The organism is Burkholderia sp. RF7-non_BP4 (assembly GCF_001521935.1).
GTDB lineage: Bacteria > Pseudomonadota > Gammaproteobacteria > Burkholderiales > Burkholderiaceae > Burkholderia > Burkholderia diffusa.
In genome coordinates this window covers 79818-100817 of record NZ_LOTA01000094.1, presented here as the reverse complement: position 1 = coordinate 100817, position 21000 = coordinate 79818, and the positions used below count along the sequence as shown (strand labels likewise).

The window sequence follows — 21000 nt, the reverse complement described above, 5'->3', positions numbered from 1 at the left end:
CGCGAGCGGGCAGGGGGCTCAGCCGACGATCGCGACGACGGGCGCGTGGTCGGACGGCTGGTCCCACGTGCGCGGCACGCGATCGACTTCGCACGACGTGCAGGTGGCGGCGAGCGCCGGCGACAGCAGGACGTGGTCGATACGCAGCCCCGCGTTGCGGCGGAACGCGAACATCCGGTAGTCCCACCACGTGAAGGTCTTCTCCGGCTGTTCGAAACGGCGGAATGCATCGACGAAGCCGAGTTCGATCAGCTTCGCGAAGTGCGCACGCTCCTGCGGCGACACGAGGTTCTGGCCTTCCCATTTCGCCGGGTCGTGCACGTCGCGGTCTTCCGGCGCGATGTTGTAGTCGCCGAGCAGCGCGAGCTTCGGGTGGCGCTGCATCTCGGTGCTCAGCCACGCATGCAGCGCGTCGAGCCACTGCATCTTGTAGACGAACTTGTCGGAGTCGGGCGCCTGGCCGTTCGGGAAATAGGCGGACACGATGCGCACGCCGTCGACCGTCACGGCGATCACGCGCTGCTGCGGATCGTCGAAGCCGGGGATGTTGCGCACGACGTCCGATTCGTCGACGGCGAGCGTGTCGCGCACGAGGATCGCGACGCCGTTGTAGGTCTTCTGGCCCGTGAACCAGCTGCGGTAGCCGGCAGCCTCGAGATCGGCGCGCGGATACTTCTCGTCGGGCAGCTTCAGTTCCTGCAGGCACAGCACGTCGGTTCCGCTTTGCGCGAGCCAGTCGAGCACGTGCTGCTTGCGGACGTTGAGCGAGTTGACGTTCCAGGTGGCGATTTTCATGAACGGGAATGCGTGCGGGGTGAATGCGAAGGCCGCCATCTTACCGCGAGCAAGGGGCGCGAACGCGCGCGACACGCGACGCGAAGCAGGCCCGATGCATTGCGTTATCGACGACCTGCAAAGAAATTGTGACAAAAGTGTTGACGTGAGTACTTCATCACCCTATAATTTATTTCTCTGACGCGGGGTGGAGCAGTCTGGCAGCTCGTCGGGCTCATAACCCGAAGGTCGTAGGTTCAAATCCTACCCCCGCAACCAAGCACACCAGACGATGTGCAGCGCAAGTGACCGATGCGCGCTTCGTCGACAGGAACCCGGCCTCGTGCCGGGTTTTTTGTTTTCAGCCCGCCGCCCACTCGACCGCCGCCTTCGCATGCAGCGCGGTCGTATCGAACACCGGCAGCGGCGAATCGTCCGCACCGATCAGCAGCGTGATTTCCGTGCAGCCGAGTATCACCGCCTGCGCGCCGCGTGTGGCCAGTTCGTCGATGATGGCCACGTAGGTCGCGCGCGACCCGGCATCGATCACACCATGACACAGCTCGTCGTAGATGATCCGGTGCACGTCGCCGCGCGCGGATTCGTCCGGCACCAGCACGTCGAGACCGAATTTGTCGCGCAGACGCGCCGCGTAGAACGGCAGTTCCATCGTGTAGCGCGTGCCGAGCAGCGCGACGCGCTCGACGCCCGCTGCACGCAGCGCGGCGCCGGTCGGATCGGCGATGTGCAGGAACGGCAGCGCCACCGCAGCCTCGATCGCGCCGTGCACGCGGTGCATCGTGTTGGTCGTCAGCACGATGAGGTCGGCGCCGGCCGCTTCGAGCCGGCGCGCGGCATCGGCCATCCGCTCGCCGAGCGCGGCCCAGTCCTGCGCGCGCTGCAGCGCTTCGATCTCCGCGAAATCCACCGTGACCAGCACGCTCTTCGCATTGTGATGGCCGCCGTGCAACGCCTTCGAATGGCGATTGATCATCCGGTAGTACTCCGCCGACGATTCCCAGCTCATCCCGCCGATCAATCCGATCGTCTTCATCCGTCACCCGTGCGTTTCGTAACCTGTGGCAGACGAGTATAGGGGGCGGTCCTTGCGCGCGGCGGTACGATCCGCGCGAAGCGGACCGGTACGGTGCGGCCGTCCGGAACGTGCCGGAACTGCGTGGAGGCGACCGAACGCGACAGCACGCGACAGTTGAAACGGCCACTGTGTTTTTGTACAGTATCGGCACCGTGAATCCGACCATCATCCCGCCTGCCGATCCGCGCGTGCCGCCACCCGGCGACGCGCCGTCGCGCGTGCGCAAGATCATCCATTGCGATTGCGACTGCTTTTACGCATCGGTCGAGATGCGCGACGACCCGTCGCTGCGCAACCGGCCGCTCGCGGTCGGCGGTCGGCCCGACCAGCGCGGCGTGATCGCGACCTGCAATTACGAGGCGCGGCGCTACGGCGTGCATTCGGCGATGTCGTCGGCGCTGGCGATGCGCAAGTGCCCGGACCTGCTGATCCTGCCGTCCGCGATGGACAAGTACCGCGCGGCGTCGCGGCAGATCATGGCGATCTATCGCGACTACACGCGTGACGTCGAGCCGCTGTCGCTCGACGAGGCGTACCTCGACGTCAGCGGCTCCGAACTGTGCCAGGGCAGCGCGACGCTGATTGCGCGGGAGATTCGCCAGCGCGTGTACGACACGGTCGGCGTGACGGTGTCGGCGGGTGTCGCGCCGAACAAGTTCATCGCGAAAATCGCGTCCGACTGGAACAAGCCCGACGGCCTGTTCGTCGTGCGCCCGCATGAGGTCGATGCATTCGTCGCGGCGTTGCCGGTGCGCAAGCTGCACGGCGTCGGCCAGGTGACGGCCACGCGGCTCGACCGGCTCGGCATCCAGACCTGCGCGCAGCTGCGCGACTGGTCGCTGATCGACCTGCATCGCGAGTTCGGCGCGTTCGGCCGGCGGCTCTACCAACTGGCGCGCGGAATCGACGAGCGGCCGGTGCAGGCCGATCAGGAGCGCAAGTCGGTCAGCGTCGAGACGACCTACGTGACCGACCTGACGACGCTCGAGCAATGCGCGGACGAGATCCGCCGCCTGGTCGTGCAGCTCGACGCGCGCATCGCGCGCGCGGGCGCGGCCCGTGCGATCCGCAAGTTGTACGTGAAGATTCGCTTCGCCGATTTCCAGCGCACGACGGTCGAGTGCGTGGCCGACGCGACGAATGCGCAAACGGCCGTCACGCTGCTCGCGAAGGGGCTGCAGCGGCGCGCGCAGGCCGTGCGGCTGCTCGGCGTCGGCGTGCGCATCGACGAGGACACGGCCGAGCGTCACGGGCAGTTTTCGCTGTTCGACGATGAGGCCGACCGCAACACCGACAACACGGACGAAGCCGGCGGCGAGACGCCGGCACCATGAAAAAAGGCACCGCCGAAGCGGTGCCTTTCGATGCTGCCGGACGAGCCGGGCAGCGCATGCTCAGTGCGCGGGGGAAGCCATCCCGTTGTGGCGCAGCAGCGCGTCGATTTCCGGCTCGCGGCCGCGGAACGCCTTGAACGAATCCATCGCCGGCCGGCTGCCGCCGACTTCGAGGATCTCGCGGCGATAGCGCGTGCCGGTTGCCGCGTCGAGCACGCTGCCGCTTGCGGCAGCCGCTTCCTCGAACGCCGCATACGCGTCGGCCGACAGCACCTCCGCCCACTTGTAGCTGTAATAGCCGGCCGCATAGCCGCCTGCGAAGATGTGGCTGAACGTGTTCGGCCAGCGCGAGAACGCCGCCTGCGGGATCACGTGGTAGCGCTCGTTGATCTCGCGCGCGAATGCGTTCACGCCGGTCGTGCCGGCCGGGTCGAAGTCGACGTGCAGCAGCATGTCGAACATCGAGAACACGATCTGGCGGAGCGTGCCGAGGCCGCTCTGGAAGTTCTTCGCGGCGATCATCTTGTCGAACAGCTCGCGCGGCAGCGTGGCGCCCGTATCGACGTGCGACGACATCGACGACAGCACGTCCCATTCCCAGCAGAAGTTTTCCATGAACTGCGACGGCAGTTCGACCGCATCCCATTCGACGCCGTTGATGCCCGACACGCCGAGTTCGTCGACGCGCGTGAGCATGTGATGCAGCCCGTGGCCGAATTCATGGAACAGCGTGATGACTTCGTCGTGCGTGAAGCATGCGGGCTTGCCGCCGACCGGTGCCGAGAAGTTGCAGGTCAGATACGCAACCGGCGTCTGCACGGCGTTGCCGCGCTTCGCGCGCGCACGCGCATCGTCCATCCACGCGCCGCCGCGCTTGCCTTCGCGCGCATACAGATCGAGATAGAACTGCGCGACGAGCGAGCCGTCGCGGTTTTCCACGCGGAAGAAACGCACGTCCTTGTGCCACACCGGTGCGTCGTCCGGCTTGATCCGCACGCCGAACAGCGTTTCGGTGACGGTGAACAGGCCCTTCAGCACGGCCGGTTCCGGGAAATACTGCTTGACCTCGTTTTCCGAGAACGCGTAGCGCTGCTGGCGCAGCCGCTCGGCCGCGAACGCGACGTCCCACGGCGCGAGCTCGGCCAGACCGAGTTCCTTCGCGGCGAACGCGCGCAGTTCGTCCCAGTCCTTGTCAGCGTGCGGGCGCGCGCGCGTCGCGAGATCCTCGAGGAATGCGATCACCTGCTGCGGCGATTCGGCCATCTTCGGCGCGAGCGACACCTCGGCGAAGTTGCGGTAGCCGAGCATCTGCGCTTCTTCGCGGCGCAGCTTCAGTTCGTCGGCGACGATCGCCGTGTTGTCCCATTCGGCCTTGCCGCCGCCGTACTGCGGGCCGAGTTCCGATGCGCGGGTTGCATACGCGCGGTACAGCGTCTCGCGCATCGCGCGGTTCTCGGCGTACTGCAGCACCGGGAAGTAGGACGGGAAATGCAGCGTGAACTTCCAGCCTTCCTTGCCGTCCTTCTGCGCGGCTTCGCGGGCCGCTTCGATCGCGTCGCCCGGCAGGCCGGCCAGCTCGGCTTCGTCGTGCGCGAAATACGCATACGCGTTGGTCGCGTCGAGCACGTGGTCGGAGAACGCCTTCGACAGCGCGGCCTGCTGTTCCTGCAGTTCCGCGAAGCGCGGCTTCCGGTCCTCGGGCAACTCGGCGCCCGACAGGCGGAAATCGCGCAGCGCGTTGTCGAGGATCTTCTTGCGTTCGGCGGACAGCGTCGCGTATTCGGCGCTCGCGGCGATCGCCTTGTACTTCTCGTACAGCGCGAGGTTCTGGCCGACGCTCGACCAGAACTCGGTCACGCGCGGCAGGTTTTCGCCGTAGGCGGCGCGCAACTCCGGCGTATCGGCGACCGCGTTCAGGTGGCCGACGACGCCCCATGCACGCCCGAGCGGCTCCGTTGCCTGCTCGACCGTCTCGACGATCGCGGCCCACGTCGCCGGCGTCTCGGGCGCGCTCGCGGTGTCGACCGCGCGGTTGGCGGCATCGAGCAGCGTGTCGAGCGCGGGCGTCACGTGTTCCGGACGAATCTCGCCGAAGCGGGGCAGGCCGGAGAAATCGAGGAGCGGATTGGTGTTGGCGCTGGCGGACATTAAGACTCCCTGTCTGTTGCCGGATGAACCGGAGTGAAAAGGGTGAGGCGCGATGCGGCGGCGCCCGATACCGACATTATTGGGGCGCATCGCGCGCTTTCCAATCGTTAGTTTCTAACGACGCGATTGGTTGCGCTCGGTGCGGGGTCGGATACGGGGGAGTTTGGTGCAACGGCGCGGCCGCGACGGCGGCCGGCCAGACGCCGGCGCACGAATGCGCGCCGGCTGGGCGGGCAGGGGCGATCGCGTTGCGATCAGGCGGCCGCGGCGGCGCGCTCGGCGGCTTCGATCGTGTTGATCAGCAGCATCGTGATGGTCATCGGGCCGACACCGCCCGGCACCGGCGTGATGTGACCGGCGACTTCCTTCACGCCGGCGAAGTCGACGTCGCCGCACAGCTTGCCCGCGTCGTCGCGGTTCATGCCGACGTCGATCACCGTCGCGCCAGGCTTGACCATGTCGGCCGTCAGGATGTTGCGCTTGCCGACCGCGGCGACCACGACGTCGGCCTGGCGCGTGTGGGCGGCGAGGTCGCGGGTCTTGCTGTGGCAGATCGTCACGGTCGCGCCGGCTTCGAGCAGCAGCATCGCCATCGGCTTGCCGACGATGTTCGAGCGGCCGATCACGACGGCGTTCGCGCCTTGCAGCGGGATGTCATGTGCTTCGAACATCTTCATCACGCCGTACGGCGTGCACGGGCGGAACAGCGGCTTGCCCGTCATCAGCGCGCCGGCGTTCGCGACGTGGAAGCCGTCGACGTCCTTCTCCGGCGCGATCGCCTCGATCACCTTGTGGCTGTCGATGTGCTTCGGCAGCGGCAGCTGGACCAGGATGCCGTGGATCTTCGGGTCGCGGTTCAGTTCGTCGATGCGCGCCAGCAGGTCGGCTTCCGACAGCGTGTCCGGGTACGCATCCTTCAGCGAGAAGAAACCGTTGTCCTCGCACGCCTTGATCTTGTTGCGCACGTAGACTTCGCTCGCCGGGTTGGCGCCGACGAGGATCACCGCGAGACCGGGCTGGTGGCCGCGTGCGGTCAGGGCGGCGGCGCGTTCGGCGGCCTGCGCGCGCAAGGTCTTCGAGAGGGCGTTGCCGTCGATGAGGAGGGCTGTCATGGTGGTGGTCCTGCCGGGAAGTTGGAATGCGGGCGTGCGGCGCGCGAAGCGCCGCAGCAAAACACGCAATTATACCGGTCGCCTGCCGTCGTCCGACAGCGAATATCGGGAAAGCGTCATGGCGGCGGTGCCGGCGCGCCGGGAGGAAGCGCCGGGCCGCGCCGCGCGAGTGGGCCGCATCGCACGGCGCGGCAGGGTGACGGTGCGGCCGGCCGGGCAGGTGCCCCGCGGCCGCGCGCGACGTTCAGGCCTGCTTCTTCGACAGCGCGAGGCGCAGCAGATCGGCGACCGTGTTGACGTTGAGCTTTTCCATGATGTTCGCGCGGTGCGCTTCGACCGTCTTGATGCTGATCCCGAGATCGTCGGCGATCTGCTTGTTCAGGCGGCCGGCGATGATCCGCTCGAGCACCTGCTGCTCGCGCGCGGTCAGCTTCGACAGGCGCTCGCTCGCGGCGCGCTGTTCCTGGACGCTCTTGCTTTCGCTTCGGGCCTTGTCGAGCATCCGCTCGACGAGCTTGCGCAGCTCGGCCTCGTCGAACGGTTTCTCGATAAAGTCCATCGCACCCTTTTTCATCGTCGACACTGCCATCGGCACGTCGCCGTGGCCCGTGACGAAGATGATCGGCAGCGCGGCGTTGTCCGCGATCAGGCGTTCCTGCAGTTCGAGGCCGCTCATGCCCGACATCCGCACGTCGAGGATCAGGCAGGCGATCTGGCCGGCCTGCTGCGCCGGCTGATAGGCATCGAGGAACTGCTCGGCGCTCGAGAAGCATTGCACGCGATAGCCGTTCGCCTCCAGCAGCCAGCGCAGCGAGTCCCGTACGGCCTCGTCGTCGTCGACGACGAAGACAGTTTCCTGAGTGGTGGTGACAGGGCTATTCATAGTTCTCCCGTAACGGTATGTGATGCCGATGCCTCGCGCCCCCCTTGGCCGAGATCAGCGGGTTCCCCAATGGGCAGGCTGCAGTGGAATGTCGCGCCGGAAATGCGGCCGTCCGGTTCGACATTGTTGACCACCCACAGACGCCCCCGATGCGATTCGATGATCGAACGGCAGATGTTCAGCCCCATGCCCATGCCGTCGGACTTGGTGCTGTAAAACGGTTCGAACAGGCGTTCGGCGGTCGCTTCGTCCACGCCCGGACCCTGGTCGATCACGCGGATGTCGACGAAACCCGCGTCGATGTCGGCGACGACGCGGATCACGCCGTCCGCCGACGCCGGCTTCACGTCGGCCATCGCCTCGGCCGCGTTCTTCATCAGGTTAACGAGCACCTGCTCGATCAGCACGGGGTCGACATAAATAATAGGCATTCTTGCGAGGATTTCCGTGACGATCCGGATCCTGCGCTTCCTGGCCTCGATTTCGGCGAGCCCGACCGCGTCGGCGACGATGTCCGCGACCCGCGCCGGCTGGCGCTTCGGCTCGCTGCGCTTCACGAATTCGCGAATCCGCTTGACGATCATCCCCGCGCGCAGCGCCTGCTGCGCGGTCTTTTCCAGCGCGGGCTGCAGCGTCTCGGGCGTGCCGCGGCCGCTCTTCACGAGCGCGAGCGTGCCCGAGCAGTAGTTGTTGATCGCGGCGAGCGGCTGGTTCAATTCGTGAGCAATCGACGACGCCATTTCGCCCATCGTCATCAATCGGCTCGTGAATTGCAGCTTCTCCTCCTGCTGGTGCGCGAGTTCCTGCGCCTTCTTGCGGGTCGTGATGTCGGTCGCGATCTGCATCTGCGCGAGGTGGCCGTCCACCCACTGGATGTACTGGCGGCGCACCTCGAACCACTTCTGGATGCTCTCGACGTACACCTCCTGCGCGTCGGCCGTGCTGCTCGTCAGCGCGGCGGCCGGCAGGCCCGCGAACGCGTCGACCATGTCGATCGAGTCGGACGACGCCTGCGCGCGGTCGAAGCCGCCGCCGGACAGCTCCAGGTGGCCGTCCGGGCGGATCCCGAACAGATGGCGGTAGTAGCGGTTCGCGAACAGCAGCTCGGCTTCGTCGGCGGCGAGCACCGACACGGCGGCGTCGAGGCTTTCGAGCACCGTCGTGAAGCGCTCGTGCGCGGCCGCGAGTTCCTCTCGCGCGCGCTTCGGCTCGGTGATGTCGGTCATCGACGACATCCAGCCGGTCTGGCGGCCCGAGCTGTCGATCAGCGGCGACACGTAGAGGCGCGCATGGAACAGCGTGCCGTTCTTGCGCCGCACGCGCAGCTCGAAGCCCGAGCTCGGCGCCTTGCCGCGCAGCGTCATGTCGAGCTGGCGCTGCATTTCCGGGTAGGCGTCGCGCGGCCAGTACGGGAACGGCGCGACCTTGCCGACGAGGTCGGTCTCGTCCCAGCCCGTCATCCGGCAGAACGCGGGGTTCACGTGCGTGATGCGGCCGTGCATGTCGAGCACGCGCATGCCGATCAGCACCGAGTTTTCCATCGCGCGGCGGAAGAATGCTTCCGCGTACAGCGCCTGCTGCGCCTCGAAGCGCTGGCGCGTGTGCTTCCACAGGCTCCAGAGGCTCCACAGCACGAAGCACGACAGGCCGGCGACCAGCCACACGAGCGTGTTGTTGGTCAGGTTCGTGAGCTGCGGGAATGCGTACACGCGCACGGTCAGCCCCTGGCCGGGCGGATCGAGCGGCAGGTCGTAGTGGGAGTCGCGCGGCAGGCGCGGGCGCGTCGACGTGGAGGACAGCTCGCGGTTGTTCGAGTCGGTGATCGAGATCTTGTACTTCGACGACAGCTCCTGCGGGATGTCGTGCTTCAGGATCCCTTCGACCGAGAACACCGCGGCGATCGAGCCGAGATATTCGCGGTCGCCGCGCATCACGGGCGTCTGCAGCGTGATGAAGCCGTTGCCGAAGTCGTCGTAGATCAGCGGCGAATAGGCCTGGCGGCGCGTGCTGCGCGCCTCGTCGTACGCGCCGCGCACGGCGTCCTGCATCTGCGCGTCGCCGGGCTTCGCGAGCCGCTGGCCGAGCAGCGGCGGGTGCACGGTCGGCCAGCGCTGCACGCCGGGCGCGGTGTACCAGTTCAGATAGAGGATTTCCGGATGCGTCTGCATCACGTCCGCGACCGCCATCTGGAATGCGTTCTGGTCGAGGCGGCCGGACGCGAGATCGCGCGACAGCGCCTGCAGCTGCTCCTGCGCGCCCGTCATCGACAGGCGGATCTGCTGCTGCGCCCACGCGACGTTACGGAACAGGGTGTCTTCCTGCTGCTGCTGTTCGCGGCGATTGAGGCTCCATAGAATCAGGCTCATCACCACGAGGAACACGAGGATCGACAGCAGCGGCGTCAGCAAATAGGAGTTGGACCACCACGGTCCGTGGTGCCAGCGGGACGGCTGCGACTCCGCCGGCGGGCCCGACGGTCGCGCCGAGCGTGCGAAAAGCCGATCGGTCAACATGGCAGGATTGTAGCGCAGCGCAATACATGGAAAACCCATACCGGATATGTTGAACGGAAACGGATTTGTGCTCGCGGCGCGTGCCGGAGAGGCCCGATACGAGGGTGCAGCGCAGCAATATTCCGCATTGCGAGAAAAGATCTCACAATTCGAAAATTTTGTTGCGCGTGGCCGTACACGATCATTACAATCCGTCGGAGCTTGCCCGCAGCCGGCCGCGTCGCGTCGTCTGCACGAGAGCGATCCTCACATTCCAGGACCCAGGAGACGAGAATGTCCGCTGTACCGAACGAAGTGATGAAATATGTCGCCGCCGATCGTGACGACGACCCGCAAGAAACCGTTGAATGGCTCGAGTCGCTCGACGGCGTGATCTCCTCCGTGGGCACCGGCCGCGCGCACTACCTGATCGAAAAGCAGATCGAATTCGCCCGCATGCACGGCGAACACCTGCCGTTCTCCGCCAACACCCCGTACATCAACACGATCCCGGTCGAAGCCCAGGCGAAGATTCCGGGCGACCAGGACGTCGAGCACCGCATCCGTTCGTACACGCGCTGGAACGCGCTGGCGATGGTGCTGCGCGCAGGCAAGGACACGAACGTCGGCGGTCACATCGCATCGTTCGCATCGGCCGCGACGCTCTATGACGTCGGCTACAACCACTTCTGGCACGCGGCATCGGACCAGCACGGCGGCGATCTCGTGTTCGTGCAGGGCCACTCGTCGCCGGGCGTGTACTCGCGCGCGTTCCTGCTCGGCCGCCTGTCGGAAGAGCAGCTCGACAGCTTCCGCCAGGAAGTCGACGGCAAGGGCATCTCGTCGTACCCGCACCCGTGGCTGATGCCGGACTTCTGGCAGTTCCCGACCGTGTCGATGGGGCTCGGCCCGATCATGGCGATCTACCAGGCACGCTTCATGAAGTACCTGGAATCGCGCGGCATCGCGAAGACCGCCGGCCGCAAGGTCTGGGCGTTCCTCGGCGACGGCGAGACGGACGAGCCGGAATCGCTCGGCGCGATCGGCATGGCGAGCCGCGAGAAGCTCGACAACCTCGTGTTCGTGATCAACTGCAACCTGCAGCGTCTCGACGGCCCGGTGCGCGGCAACGGCAAGATCATCCAGGAACTGGAATCGGAATTCCGCGGCGCCGGCTGGAACGTGATCAAGGTCATCTGGGGCAGCCGCTGGGATGCGCTGTTCGCACGCGACAAGACGGGCGCGCTGATGCGCCGCATGATGGAAGTCGTCGACGGCGAATACCAGACGTACAAGTCGGAGTCGGGCGCGTTCGTACGCGAGCACTTCTTCAACACGCCTGAACTGAAGGCGCTCGTCGCCGACTGGTCGGACGACGACATCTGGGCGCTGAACCGTGGCGGCCACGATCCGCACAAGATCTACGCGGCATTCCACGAAGCGACCAACACGAAGGGCGCGCCGACCGTCATCCTCGCGAAGACCATCAAAGGCTACGGGATGGGCGAGTCGGGCCAGGCGATGAACATCACGCACCAGCAGAAGAAGCTGCCGGTCGAGCAACTGAAGAAGTTCCGTGACCAGTTCCGCCTGCCGATCACCGACGAGCAGATCGCCGACGTGCCGTACCTGAAGTTCGAGGAAGGTTCGAAGGAACTCGAATACATGCGCCAGAAGCGCATGGACCTCGGCGGCTACCTGCCGCATCGCCGCGAGAAGGCGACGTCGCTGCCGGTGCCGGCGCTCGACGCATTCGAGCCGCTGCTGAAGGGCACGGGCGAAGGCCGCGAGATCTCGACGACGATGGCGTTCGTGCGGATCCTGAACATCCTGCTGAAGGACAAGGCGCTGGGCAAGCGCGTCGTGCCGATCGTCCCGGACGAATCGCGTACGTTCGGCATGGAAGGCCTGTTCCGCCAGATCGGTATCTGGAACCAGGAAGGCCAGAAGTACGTGCCGGAAGATTCCGACCAGCTGATGTTCTACAAGGAATCGGAAACCGGCCAGATCCTGCAGGAAGGCATCAACGAAGCGGGCGGCATGTGCGACTGGATCGCGGCGGCGACGTCGTATTCGACGCACGGCGAGATCATGGTGCCGTTCTACATCTTCTATTCGATGTTCGGCTTCCAGCGGATCGGCGACCTGGCATGGGCGGCGGGCGACATGCGCTCGCGCGGCTTCCTGCTCGGCGGCACCGCGGGCCGCACGACGCTGAACGGCGAAGGCCTGCAGCACGAAGACGGTCACTCGCTCCTGTGGGCGGCATCGGTGCCGAACTGCGTGAGCTACGACCCGACGTTCGGCTACGAACTCGCGGTGATCATCCAGGACGGTCTGCGCCGCATGGTGCAGGACCAGGAAGACGTGTACTACTACATCACGGTGATGAACGAGAACTACGAGCACCCGGCGATTCCGCAGGGCGAGCACGTGGCGGCCGACATCATCAAGGGCATGTACGCGTTCAAGAAGGCGGACGCCGACCAGAAGGCGCCGCGCGTGCAGCTGCTCGGCGCGGGCACGATCTTCAACGAAGTGATCGCCGCCGCCGACCTGCTGAAGAACGACTGGGGTGTCGCGGCCGACCTGTGGAGCGTGCCGAGCTTCACCGAACTCGCGCGTGAAGGTCACGAAATCGAGCGCTGGAATCTGCTCCATCCGACCGAAGAGCGTCGCCTGTCGCACGTGCAGAAGTGCCTGAAGGACACGCAAGGCCCGGTCATCGCATCGACCGACTACGTGCGCGCGCTGGTCGACCAGATCCGCGGCCAGATCGATCGCCGCTTCGTCGTGCTGGGCACGGACGGCTTCGGTCGTTCGGACACCCGCGAGAAGCTGCGTCACTTCTTCGAAGTCGACCGTCACTGGGTCACCGTCGCCGCGCTGAACGCGCTGGCCGACGAAGGCACGATCGAGCGCAAGGTGGTCGCGGACGCGATTGCCAAGTACAACCTCGATCCGTCGAAGCCCAACCCGATGACCGTTTAACGCACACGCGCCGTGTGATGCCGCGCGCCGCTTCCGGGAGGGGCGCGCGCGGCCATGGAGACACAAAAAGATGAGTCAAGCGATCGAAGTGAAGGTGCCGGATATCGGCGATTACAAGGACGTGCCCGTCATCGAGGTGCTCGTGAAGGTGGGCGACACGGTCGAGCCCGAGCAGTCGCTCGTCACGCTCGAGTCGGACAAGGCGACGATGGACGTCCCGAGCCCGGCAGCCGGCACGGTCAAGGAAGTGAAGATCAAGGTGGGCGATTCCGTATCGGAAGGCTCGCTGATCATCCTGCTCGAAGGCGGCGCCGCGGCGCAGGTGAACGGCGCGGCCGCGCCGGCAGCAGCGCCGGCTCCGGCGGCAGCTCCGGCACCGGCCGCAGCCGCGCCGGCTGCCGCTCCTGCTGCGTCGGGCGGCACGCTCGAGGTGAAGGTGCCCGACATCGGCGACTACAAGGACGTCCCGGTGATCGAGATCGGCGTGAAGGTCGGTGACACGGTCGAGAAGGAGCAGTCGCTCGTCACGCTCGAATCGGACAAGGCGACGATGGACGTGCCGAGCCCGGCCGCCGGCGTCGTGAAGGAAATCAAGGTCAAGGTGGGCGACTCGGTGTCGGAAGGCACGCTGATCGTGCTGCTCGACGCCGCCGGCGCCGCGCCGGCCGCCGCGCCGCAAGCGAGCGCACCGGCACCGGCCGCAGCAGCGCCGGCACCCGCCGCCGCACCGGCCCCCGCGAAGGCCGCGCCGGCTCCGGCTGCTGCCGCGCCGGCCGCTGCACCGTCGGGCGAGTATCGCGCGAGCCACGCATCGCCGTCCGTGCGCAAATTCGCGCGCGAACTCGGCGTCGAAGTCGCACGCGTGCAGGGTAGCGGTCCGAAGGGCCGTATCACGAAGGACGACATCACGGGCTTCGTGAAGGGCGTGATGACGGGCCAGCGCGCAGCGCCGGGCGCGGCAGCCGCGCCGGCAGGCGGCGGCGAGCTGAACCTGCTGCCGTGGCCGAAGGTCGACTTCGCGAAGTTCGGCCCGTTCGAGGCGAAGCCGCTGTCGCGCATCAAGAAGATCTCGGGCGCGAACCTGCATCGCAACTGGGTGATGATCCCGCACGTCACGAACAACGACGAAGCGGACATCACCGAGCTCGAAGCGCTGCGCGTGCAGCTGAACAAGGAGCACGAGAAGGCCGGCGTGAAGTTCACGATGCTCGCATTCGTGATCAAGGCGGTCGTCGCGGCGCTGAAGAAGTTCCCGACCTTCAACGCGAGCCTCGACGGCGACAACCTGGTGTTCAAGCAGTACTACCACATCGGTTTCGCCGCGGACACGCCGAACGGTCTCGTCGTGCCGGTGATCCGCGACGCGGACAAGAAGGGCCTCGTCGACATCGCGAAGGAAATGGCCGAGCTGTCGAAGGCCGCGCGCGACGGCAAGCTGAAGCCGGACCAGATGCAGGGCGGCTGCTTCTCGATCTCGTCGCTCGGCGGCATCGGCGGCACCAACTTCACGCCGATCATCAACGCGCCGGAAGTCGCGATCCTCGGGTTGTCGCGCGGTCAGATGAAGCCGGTGTGGGACGGCAAGCAGTTCGTGCCGCGTCTGACGCTGCCGCTGTCGCTGTCGTATGACCATCGTGTCATCGATGGCGCGGAAGCCGCGCGGTTCAATGCGTATCTCGGTGCGTTGCTCGCCGATTTCCGTCGCATCATTCTTTGATGAGCGGGGAGCGTGCTCGCGGGGCGTGGGTTTTCTTTCGGTGATCCACGCCCTGTCGTTGAACTGGCTTTCTTGACGGTCTGCTATCGTCGCCCCTGCGCGGGGCGGCGGTCACTTTTCTTTGTCTTCCAAAGAAAAGTAACCAAAAGAAAGGCGCGTCCTTGGGCGGACGGCAAAGGTGGTCCTGCCCAAGTGTGCGTTCTCTTGTCAGACCGTAGTTCTTCCGCGAGCGGCTCCCTCTCTGTCTGCAGCTAATCAAGAAGGGGACAGTAATGAGTCTCATCGAAGTCAAGGTTCCGGATATCGGCGATTTCAGCGGCGTCGATGTCATCGAAGTCAACGTGAAGCCGGGCGACGTGATCGAAAAAGAGCAAACGCTCATCACGCTCGAATCGGACAAGGCCTCCATGGAAGTGCCCAGCGACGTCGCCGGCACGGTCAAGGAAGTCAAGGTCAAGGCCGGCGAGAAAGTCTCGCAAGGCACGGTCATCGCCATCGTCGAAGCTTCGGCAGGCGCCGCCGCTCCGGCGAAAGCAGCCGAACCCGCTAAGGCCGCAGCACCGGCTCCGGCCGCTGCGCCCGCCGCCGCTGCGGCACCCGCGCCGCAAGCCGGCAGCTACAGCGGCTCCGCCGACATCGAGTGCGACATGCTCGTGCTCGGCGCCGGCCCCGGCGGCTATTCGGCCGCGTTCCGCGCAGCCGACCTCGGCATGAAGACGGTGCTGGTCGAACGCTACTCGACGCTCGGCGGCGTCTGCCTGAACGTCGGTTGCATTCCGTCGAAGGCACTGCTGCACACGGCGCTCGTCGTCGAGGAAGCCGAAGCGCTCGCGGCGCACGGCATCTCGTTCGGCAAGCCGCAGGTCGATCTCGACAAGCTGCGCGACTTCAAGGGCGGCGTGGTCAAGAAGCTGACGACGGGCCTCGCCGGCATGGCGAAGGCGCGCAAGGTCGAAGTGGTCACCGGCGTCGGCGCATTCGTCGATCCGTATCACATGGAAGTGCAGGGCGAAAACGGCAAGAAGGTCGTCAAGTTCAAGCAGGCGATCATCGCTGCCGGCTCGCAGGCAGTGAAGCTGCCGTTCATGCCGGAAGACCCGCGCGTCGTCGATTCGACGGGCGCGCTCGAACTGCGTCAACTGCCCAAGCGCATGCTCGTGATCGGCGGCGGCATCATCGGCCTCGAAATGGCGACGGTGTACTCGACGCTCGGCACCGAGATCGACGTCGTCGAAATGATGGACGGCCTGATGATGGGCGCGGACCGCGATCTCGTGAAGGTCTGGGAAAAGTACAACGCGAAGCGCTTCGGCAACGTGATGCTGAAGACCAAGACGGTCGGCGCGGAAGCGAAGGAAGACGGCATCTACGTGAAGTTCGAGGGCGAGAAGGCGCCGGCGGAAGCGCAGCGCTACGACCTCGTGCTCGTCGCGGTGGGCCGCAGCCCGAACGGCAAGAAGATCGGTGCCGACAAGGCCGGCGTCGCGGTCACCGACCGCGGCTTCATCGACGTCGACAAGCAGATGCGCACGAACGTCCCGCACATCTTCGCGATCGGCGACATCGTCGGTCAGCCGATGCTCGCGCACAAGGCCGTGCATGAAGGCCACGTCGCAGCGGAAGCCGCGCACGGCGAGAAGGCGTACTTCGACGCGCTGCAGATCCCGTCGGTGGCGTACACGGATCCGGAAGTGGCCTGGGCCGGCAAGACGGAAGACCAGTGCAAGGCCGAAGGCATCAAGTACGGCAAGGCCGTGTTCCCGTGGGCCGCATCGGGCCGCGCGATCGCGAACGGCCGCGACGAAGGCTTCACGAAGCTGATCTTCGACGAGGAAACCCATCGCGTGATCGGCGGCGGTATCGTCGGCCTGAACGCGGGCGACCTGATCAGCGAAGTGTGCCTCGCCGTCGAGATGGGCGCGGACGCGGAAGACATCGGCAAGACGATCCATCCGCACCCGACGCTCGGCGAATCGGTCGGCATGGCCGCCGAGCTGTACGAAGGCGTCTGCACGGACCTGCCGCCGCAACGCAAGAAGTAACGCGACCGGCATGGCCGGCCTCGTGCCGGCCACGAAAAAACGCCGCCGCCCGGGATATCCGGACGGCGGCGTTTTCTTTTGCCTGCAGCCGACGGCAGTGTCCCAACGCGCCGGCGACGACCGGATGCCCGGATGTTCCGACGCCGGAAACGAAAAAAAGCCGCGCAGTGCGCGGCTTCTTCAGGAGCAGGGGGCGCTTACGCGGCCGGCTTGCTCGAACGGCGCGATGCAGCAGCGCTCGCAGCCTTCGTCGCGACAGCGGCAGCCGCGTTGAAGTTCGTTTCGGCGATCTCGACGGCTTGCTTGGCAGCCTTCTGGACCGTTTCGTACGTCGTGTTCGCTGCGTTCAGCGCCGACTTCAGGGCGGCGACAGCCGTTTCCGAACCGGCCGGGGCGTTCTTCGCGACGTTGTCGACGAGCGCCTGGACCTTCTTGTTCTGCTCTTCGAATTGCGCTTCGGCAACCTTCGCGAACTCGGCTTGCGTCGACGACGCGATTTCATACAGGTGACGGCTGTACGACAGCACCTTTTCCGCGACCGGCTGCGACAGGCTCGCTTGCAGCGCGATCAGTTCCTGCGCGTCCTTCACCGACAGCAGGCGCTGCGCGTTTTCCTGGCTTTCCGCCAGCGACGACTTCACGACCTGCAGGTTGAGTTCGATCAGCTTTTCGACGCCTTCGAACGCCTTGGTCGTCAGACCGAACAGGCTTTCGAGGTTGGCTTTCTGTGCGGCGGCGATTTGCTCGGGGGTCAGCAAGGACATGTCAAGCTCCTGAAAAGCGATCGCGTCGATCGCAGGGTAAGGGGCACTACGCTGGGGAACCACGGATGCGCGTGCTTTGTGCAACGCAGCAATGAGTCGTATTTTAGGGCAGAGAAAACGCTTGTCAAGTACTTTTTGTGCGTTGCACAATCGCGACAAATTATCGATAAAACAACGAGTTATCAGGCCCATCCGGAATCGGTTTCAGACGTGATCCCACATGGTGCGCACCGGGCCGGGGAAGGCGCGGCGCACCATGATCATGCACAGGTAAACCTGACAGGCATGTGGAACGTTATGCTTCTGTTCCTGTCGAAAAGCGCGCCGTTTCACTGCGCGTGCCGTGGCGATGTGCCGCCGCCGCGGTCGACACCGGTGCCGCAGGCACACCGAGCGCCGGGTACGTACTTTCCCCGCTTTAATTCGTCGCCAAAGTGACGTTATCTCAATTAACCGTGTGGTAATCGGGAGACGGGTGCTGTCGGGCAGCGCATCTCATCAATTTTTTCGATGGGAGCGGGAGGGTTGATCGACTCGTCGTTGGTCAACTCTTACATTCCGGTTTAACGACGATCGGTAAGTGCCTAATATTGCTCTTTTTTTCAGCTTTAACTACACTTGCGGAAACTCCCGCCCGCTTTGTCCAGACCCCAATGAAAGCCGAATCGTTTTCACCGCGCAGATTGTTGCAGAGCATGACGCTCGGCACGGCTGTGTCGGTCGCCGTCGCCTTGCTGGCGACCGCTGCGTCCGTCGCACCCGCTGACGCCTTTGCCGCCACTGCGAAGACCCATCAGGCCGCCAAGAAAGCCGCTTCCACTTCTTCGGCGAAGAAGAAGACGGTGAAGGCCGCCTCCGCGAAATCCGCCAACGTCGCGTCGGCCGATGCGCCGAAGGCAACGCGCAAGCGCGCGACGCTCGCGTCGAACGTGCACGGCCACCGCGGTGCGGTGCGCAAGGTCGCGTTCCAGCCGCGTCGCCCGACGGTCGGTCAGGCATTCGGCCTGCACGACACGCCGGACGCGCTCGCGCTGCGCTCGAGCGTCGCGTACGTCGTCGACCAGAACACCGGCGAGCCGCTGTTCGACAAGAATTCGCACGCCGTCGTGCCGATCGCGTCGATCTCGAAGCTGATGACGGCGATGGTCGTGCTCGACGCGAAATCGCCGATGACCGACCAGCTCGAAGTCACCGACGAAGACCGCGACTACGAAAAGGGCACGGGCTCGCGCCTGTCGGTCGGCTCGGTCCTGTCGCGCGAGGACATGCTCCACATCGCGCTGATGGCGTCGGAAAACCGTGCCGCTGCCGCGCTGTCGCGCTACTACCCGGGTGGCCGTCCGGCATTCATCGCCGCGATGAACGCGAAGGCGAAGTCGCTCGGCATGAACGACACGCACTTCGAGAATTCGACGGGTCTGTCGAGCTCGAACGTGTCGAGCGCGCGCGACCTCGTCAAGATGGTCAACGCGGCGTACCAGTACCCGATGATTCGCCAGTTCTCGACCGATCGCACGTACGACGTCAATACGGGCAAGCGCAATCTGGTCTACAACAGCACGAACGCGCTGATCCGCGGCAACGGCTCGTGGGACATCGGCCTGCAGAAGACGGGCTTCATCAACGAGGCAGGCGAATGTCTCGTGATGCAGGCGACGATCCACGGCCGGCCGATGGTGATGGTGCTGCTGGATTCGTTCGGCAAGTATTCGCGTTTCGCCGACGCGGCGCGCCTGCGCAACTGGCTCGACGCCGGCGGCGGCGAGCGCCTGACGGCGGCCAACACGGCGAGCGGCGGCACCTGATCGCGCCACGGCGGTTCGCCGCCGTACCGTCGCCGCAAAGAAAAAGCCCCGCAATCGCGGGGCTTTTTTTCGTCCGGCCGCAGTGCGGCGGGCGGTGCGGGTCATGCGTGCCGTTGCAGCCCTTCGGCGTCCTTCGCGGGCTCCGGCCGATAGCCGAGCGATTCCGAAATGGTGAGGGCGGTGCGGCTCAACTGGCCGAGCCACGCGTCCTGCAGGCGATCGGCCGGTGCCGACAGCGAGAGGCCCGCGACGAGCTTGCCCGAGTCGTCGTAGATGCCGGCCGCGATACAGCGCACGCCCAGCTCCAGTTCCTCGTTGTCACGCGCGCACGATTGCTGGCGCACGAGCGTCAGTTCGCGCTCGAGCTTCGCGATGTCGGTAATGCTGTTCTGCGTATGGCCGGACAGCCCGGTGCGCGTCGCGTAGGCGCGCACGCGCGACGTTTCGTCGACCGCGAGAAACAGCTTGCCGACCGACGTCAGGTGCAGCGGCGCGCGGCCGCCGATCGCGCGGACGACCTGCATCCCCGAGCGCTCCGAATACGCGCGCTCGATATAGACGATTTCGTCGCCCTGGCGTACCGACAGGTTCACGGTCTGGCCGGTCAGGCGGTGCAGTTCGCGCATCGGCATCAGCGCGGCGTCGCGTACCGACAGGCGCGCCTTCACGAGGTTGCCGAGCTCGAGCAGCCGCATGCCGAGCCGGTAGGTGCCGGGGTCGGAGCGGTCGACGAGGCGGCAGGTCACCATGTCGTTGAGGATGCGGTGCGCGGTCGACGGATGCAACTCGGTGCGCTGCGCAAGCTCCTTCAGGCTGACGGGGTCGCTGTGCGCGGCGAGCGCGTCCAGCAGCCGCATCATGCGTTCGATCACCTGGATCGACGTTTTGGAATCCGGGGTGGGTTGGCTCATGTCGGGGGAGAATCGGTTGACGCATCAAGCGGTGGTTGCGTCGATTGTATCTCGTATCGTGAAAAAAGCGAACGCCGTTCGAGGAAGTCCTCGTTTCCGGCCGTGCGTGCTTGCGCGCGCGCCGGCGTTGGTCTTGCCGGCCAAACGGCGGATAATGAGAGCCGTTTTCTCGAAGGAGCGCATATGCGAGTCGGTTTGTTCGTGACCTGCCTGGTCGACCTGATGCGTCCGGAAATCGGTTTTTCCGCGCTGAAACTGATTCGCGAAGCCGGCTACGAGGTGTTCGTGCCGCCCGCGCAAACCTGCTGCGGCCAGCCGGCCTACAACTCGGGCGACCGCGCGCTCGCACGCGATCTCGCGGAAAAGACGCTGCGCGAGTTCGAGCAGTTCGACTACGTCGTCGCGCCGTCGGGCTCGTGCGGCGGCATGATCCGCACGCACTACGGCGACCTGTTCCGCGACGACCCCGAACTGATGGGGCGCTATGCGCGATTTCAGCAGAAAGTCTATGAACTGACCGATTTCCTCGCGAACGTCGCGAAGGTGACGCTTGCGCCCGGCGAATTCACGGGGCCCGTCACCTATCACGACTCGTGCTCGGGCCTGCGCGAGCTCGGCGTGAAGGCGCAGCCGCGCGCGTTGCTCGCGCAGCGCGGCGTGGCCGTCACCGAGATGAAGGACTGCGAGCACTGCTGCGGCTTCGGCGGCACGTTCGCGGTCAAGTACGGCGACATTTCGGCGGCCATCGCGGATGAGAAATGCGCGAACGTGCGCGCATCGGGCGCGGGCGCCGTCGTGCTCGGCGATCTCGGCTGCATGCTGAACATCGAAGGGCGGTTGCGCCGCACGGGCGACCGCGACACGCGCGTGCTGCACGTCGCGCAGGTGCTGGCGGGCGACGTCTGACGCCCGGTTCCGCTCACTTTTCCCC

The 21000-nt window shown here is 65.8% G+C and carries 14 protein-coding genes and 1 tRNA gene; 7 read left to right on the top strand and 8 right to left on the bottom strand.

Going from position 1 to position 21000, the window contains the following annotated elements:
• Positions 1 to 18: 18 nt before the first annotated feature.
• Positions 19 to 795 carry an exodeoxyribonuclease III gene (gene xth / locus WS49_RS29855; protein ID WP_218921273.1) on the bottom strand — a complete coding sequence of 259 codons (777 nt, stop codon included), beginning with the start codon at positions 793 to 795 and terminating at the stop codon, positions 19 to 21.
• Between the two features lie 181 nt (positions 796 to 976).
• Between xth and WS49_RS29850 the strand changes: the two genes are divergently transcribed.
• Positions 977 to 1053, top strand: a tRNA-Met gene (locus WS49_RS29850).
• Positions 1054 to 1135: 82 nt separating this feature from the next.
• On the opposite strand, the gene WS49_RS29845 is transcribed toward WS49_RS29850, so the two are convergent.
• Positions 1136 to 1828: an aspartate/glutamate racemase family protein gene (locus tag WS49_RS29845; RefSeq protein WP_059535880.1), complete on the bottom strand. Its 693-nt coding sequence runs from the start codon at positions 1826 to 1828 to the stop codon at positions 1136 to 1138.
• A 170-nt stretch (positions 1829 to 1998) separates the two neighbouring features.
• Between WS49_RS29845 and dinB the strand changes: the two genes are divergently transcribed.
• A complete protein-coding gene (gene dinB, locus WS49_RS29840; RefSeq protein ID WP_059535878.1) occupies positions 1999 to 3204 on the top strand; it encodes a DNA polymerase IV in 1206 nt (401 codons plus the stop codon).
• A gap of 60 nt (positions 3205 to 3264) precedes the next feature.
• Here dinB and WS49_RS29835 read toward each other — a convergent pair whose 3' ends face one another.
• The 4 genes from WS49_RS29835 to fixL all read right to left on the bottom strand — a co-directional run bounded on the left by WS49_RS29835 (position 3265) and on the right by fixL (position 9860).
• The gene (locus WS49_RS29835) at positions 3265 to 5352 is read right to left on the bottom strand and encodes a M3 family metallopeptidase (RefSeq protein ID WP_059535876.1); all 2088 of its coding nucleotides are present in this window, start codon (positions 5350 to 5352) and stop codon (positions 3265 to 3267) included.
• A 254-nt stretch (positions 5353 to 5606) separates the two neighbouring features.
• Entirely contained in the window at positions 5607 to 6464 is an 858-nt protein-coding gene (folD, locus tag WS49_RS29830) for a bifunctional methylenetetrahydrofolate dehydrogenase/methenyltetrahydrofolate cyclohydrolase FolD (RefSeq protein ID WP_059464202.1), read from the bottom strand.
• Between the two features lie 244 nt (positions 6465 to 6708).
• Positions 6709 to 7347 (bottom strand): oxygen response regulator transcription factor FixJ, encoded by a 639-nt coding sequence (gene fixJ / locus WS49_RS29825; RefSeq protein ID WP_006493245.1) that lies wholly within the window; start codon positions 7345 to 7347, stop codon positions 6709 to 6711.
• Positions 7344 to 9860 (bottom strand): oxygen sensor histidine kinase FixL, encoded by a 2517-nt coding sequence (fixL, locus tag WS49_RS29820; RefSeq protein WP_059464201.1) that lies wholly within the window; start codon positions 9858 to 9860, stop codon positions 7344 to 7346. Before fixL ends, fixJ begins: the two co-directional genes overlap by 4 nt.
• A gap of 273 nt (positions 9861 to 10133) precedes the next feature.
• On the opposite strand from fixL, the gene aceE reads away from it, so the two are divergent.
• The 3 genes from aceE to lpdA all read left to right on the top strand — a co-directional run bounded on the left by aceE (position 10134) and on the right by lpdA (position 16589).
• The gene (gene aceE, locus WS49_RS29815; RefSeq protein WP_059535874.1) at positions 10134 to 12830 is read left to right on the top strand and encodes a pyruvate dehydrogenase (acetyl-transferring), homodimeric type; all 2697 of its coding nucleotides are present in this window, start codon (positions 10134 to 10136) and stop codon (positions 12828 to 12830) included.
• 70 nt (positions 12831 to 12900) lie between these two features.
• Positions 12901 to 14547 (top strand): dihydrolipoyllysine-residue acetyltransferase, encoded by a 1647-nt coding sequence (gene aceF / locus WS49_RS29810; RefSeq protein WP_059535872.1) that lies wholly within the window; start codon positions 12901 to 12903, stop codon positions 14545 to 14547.
• A 272-nt stretch (positions 14548 to 14819) separates the two neighbouring features.
• Positions 14820 to 16589: a dihydrolipoyl dehydrogenase gene (lpdA, locus tag WS49_RS29805; protein WP_059535870.1), complete on the top strand. Its 1770-nt coding sequence runs from the start codon at positions 14820 to 14822 to the stop codon at positions 16587 to 16589.
• Positions 16590 to 16786: 197 nt separating this feature from the next.
• On the opposite strand, the gene WS49_RS29800 is transcribed toward lpdA, so the two are convergent.
• Complete coding sequence (locus tag WS49_RS29800; protein ID WP_059450463.1) at positions 16787 to 17353, bottom strand: phasin family protein; 567 nt, start codon at positions 17351 to 17353, stop codon at positions 16787 to 16789.
• Positions 17354 to 18006: 653 nt separating this feature from the next.
• Here WS49_RS29800 and pbpG point away from each other — a divergent pair.
• A complete protein-coding gene (gene pbpG / locus WS49_RS29795; protein ID WP_059535869.1) occupies positions 18007 to 19158 on the top strand; it encodes a D-alanyl-D-alanine endopeptidase in 1152 nt (383 codons plus the stop codon).
• 101 nt (positions 19159 to 19259) lie between these two features.
• Here the strand turns inward: pbpG and WS49_RS29790 are convergent, their stop codons facing one another.
• A complete protein-coding gene (locus WS49_RS29790) occupies positions 19260 to 20069 on the bottom strand; it encodes an IclR family transcriptional regulator (RefSeq protein ID WP_059535866.1) in 810 nt (269 codons plus the stop codon).
• A gap of 183 nt (positions 20070 to 20252) precedes the next feature.
• On the opposite strand from WS49_RS29790, the gene WS49_RS29785 reads away from it, so the two are divergent.
• The gene (locus tag WS49_RS29785; RefSeq protein WP_059535864.1) at positions 20253 to 20975 is read left to right on the top strand and encodes a (Fe-S)-binding protein; all 723 of its coding nucleotides are present in this window, start codon (positions 20253 to 20255) and stop codon (positions 20973 to 20975) included.
• Positions 20976 to 21000: the final 25 nt, after the last annotated feature.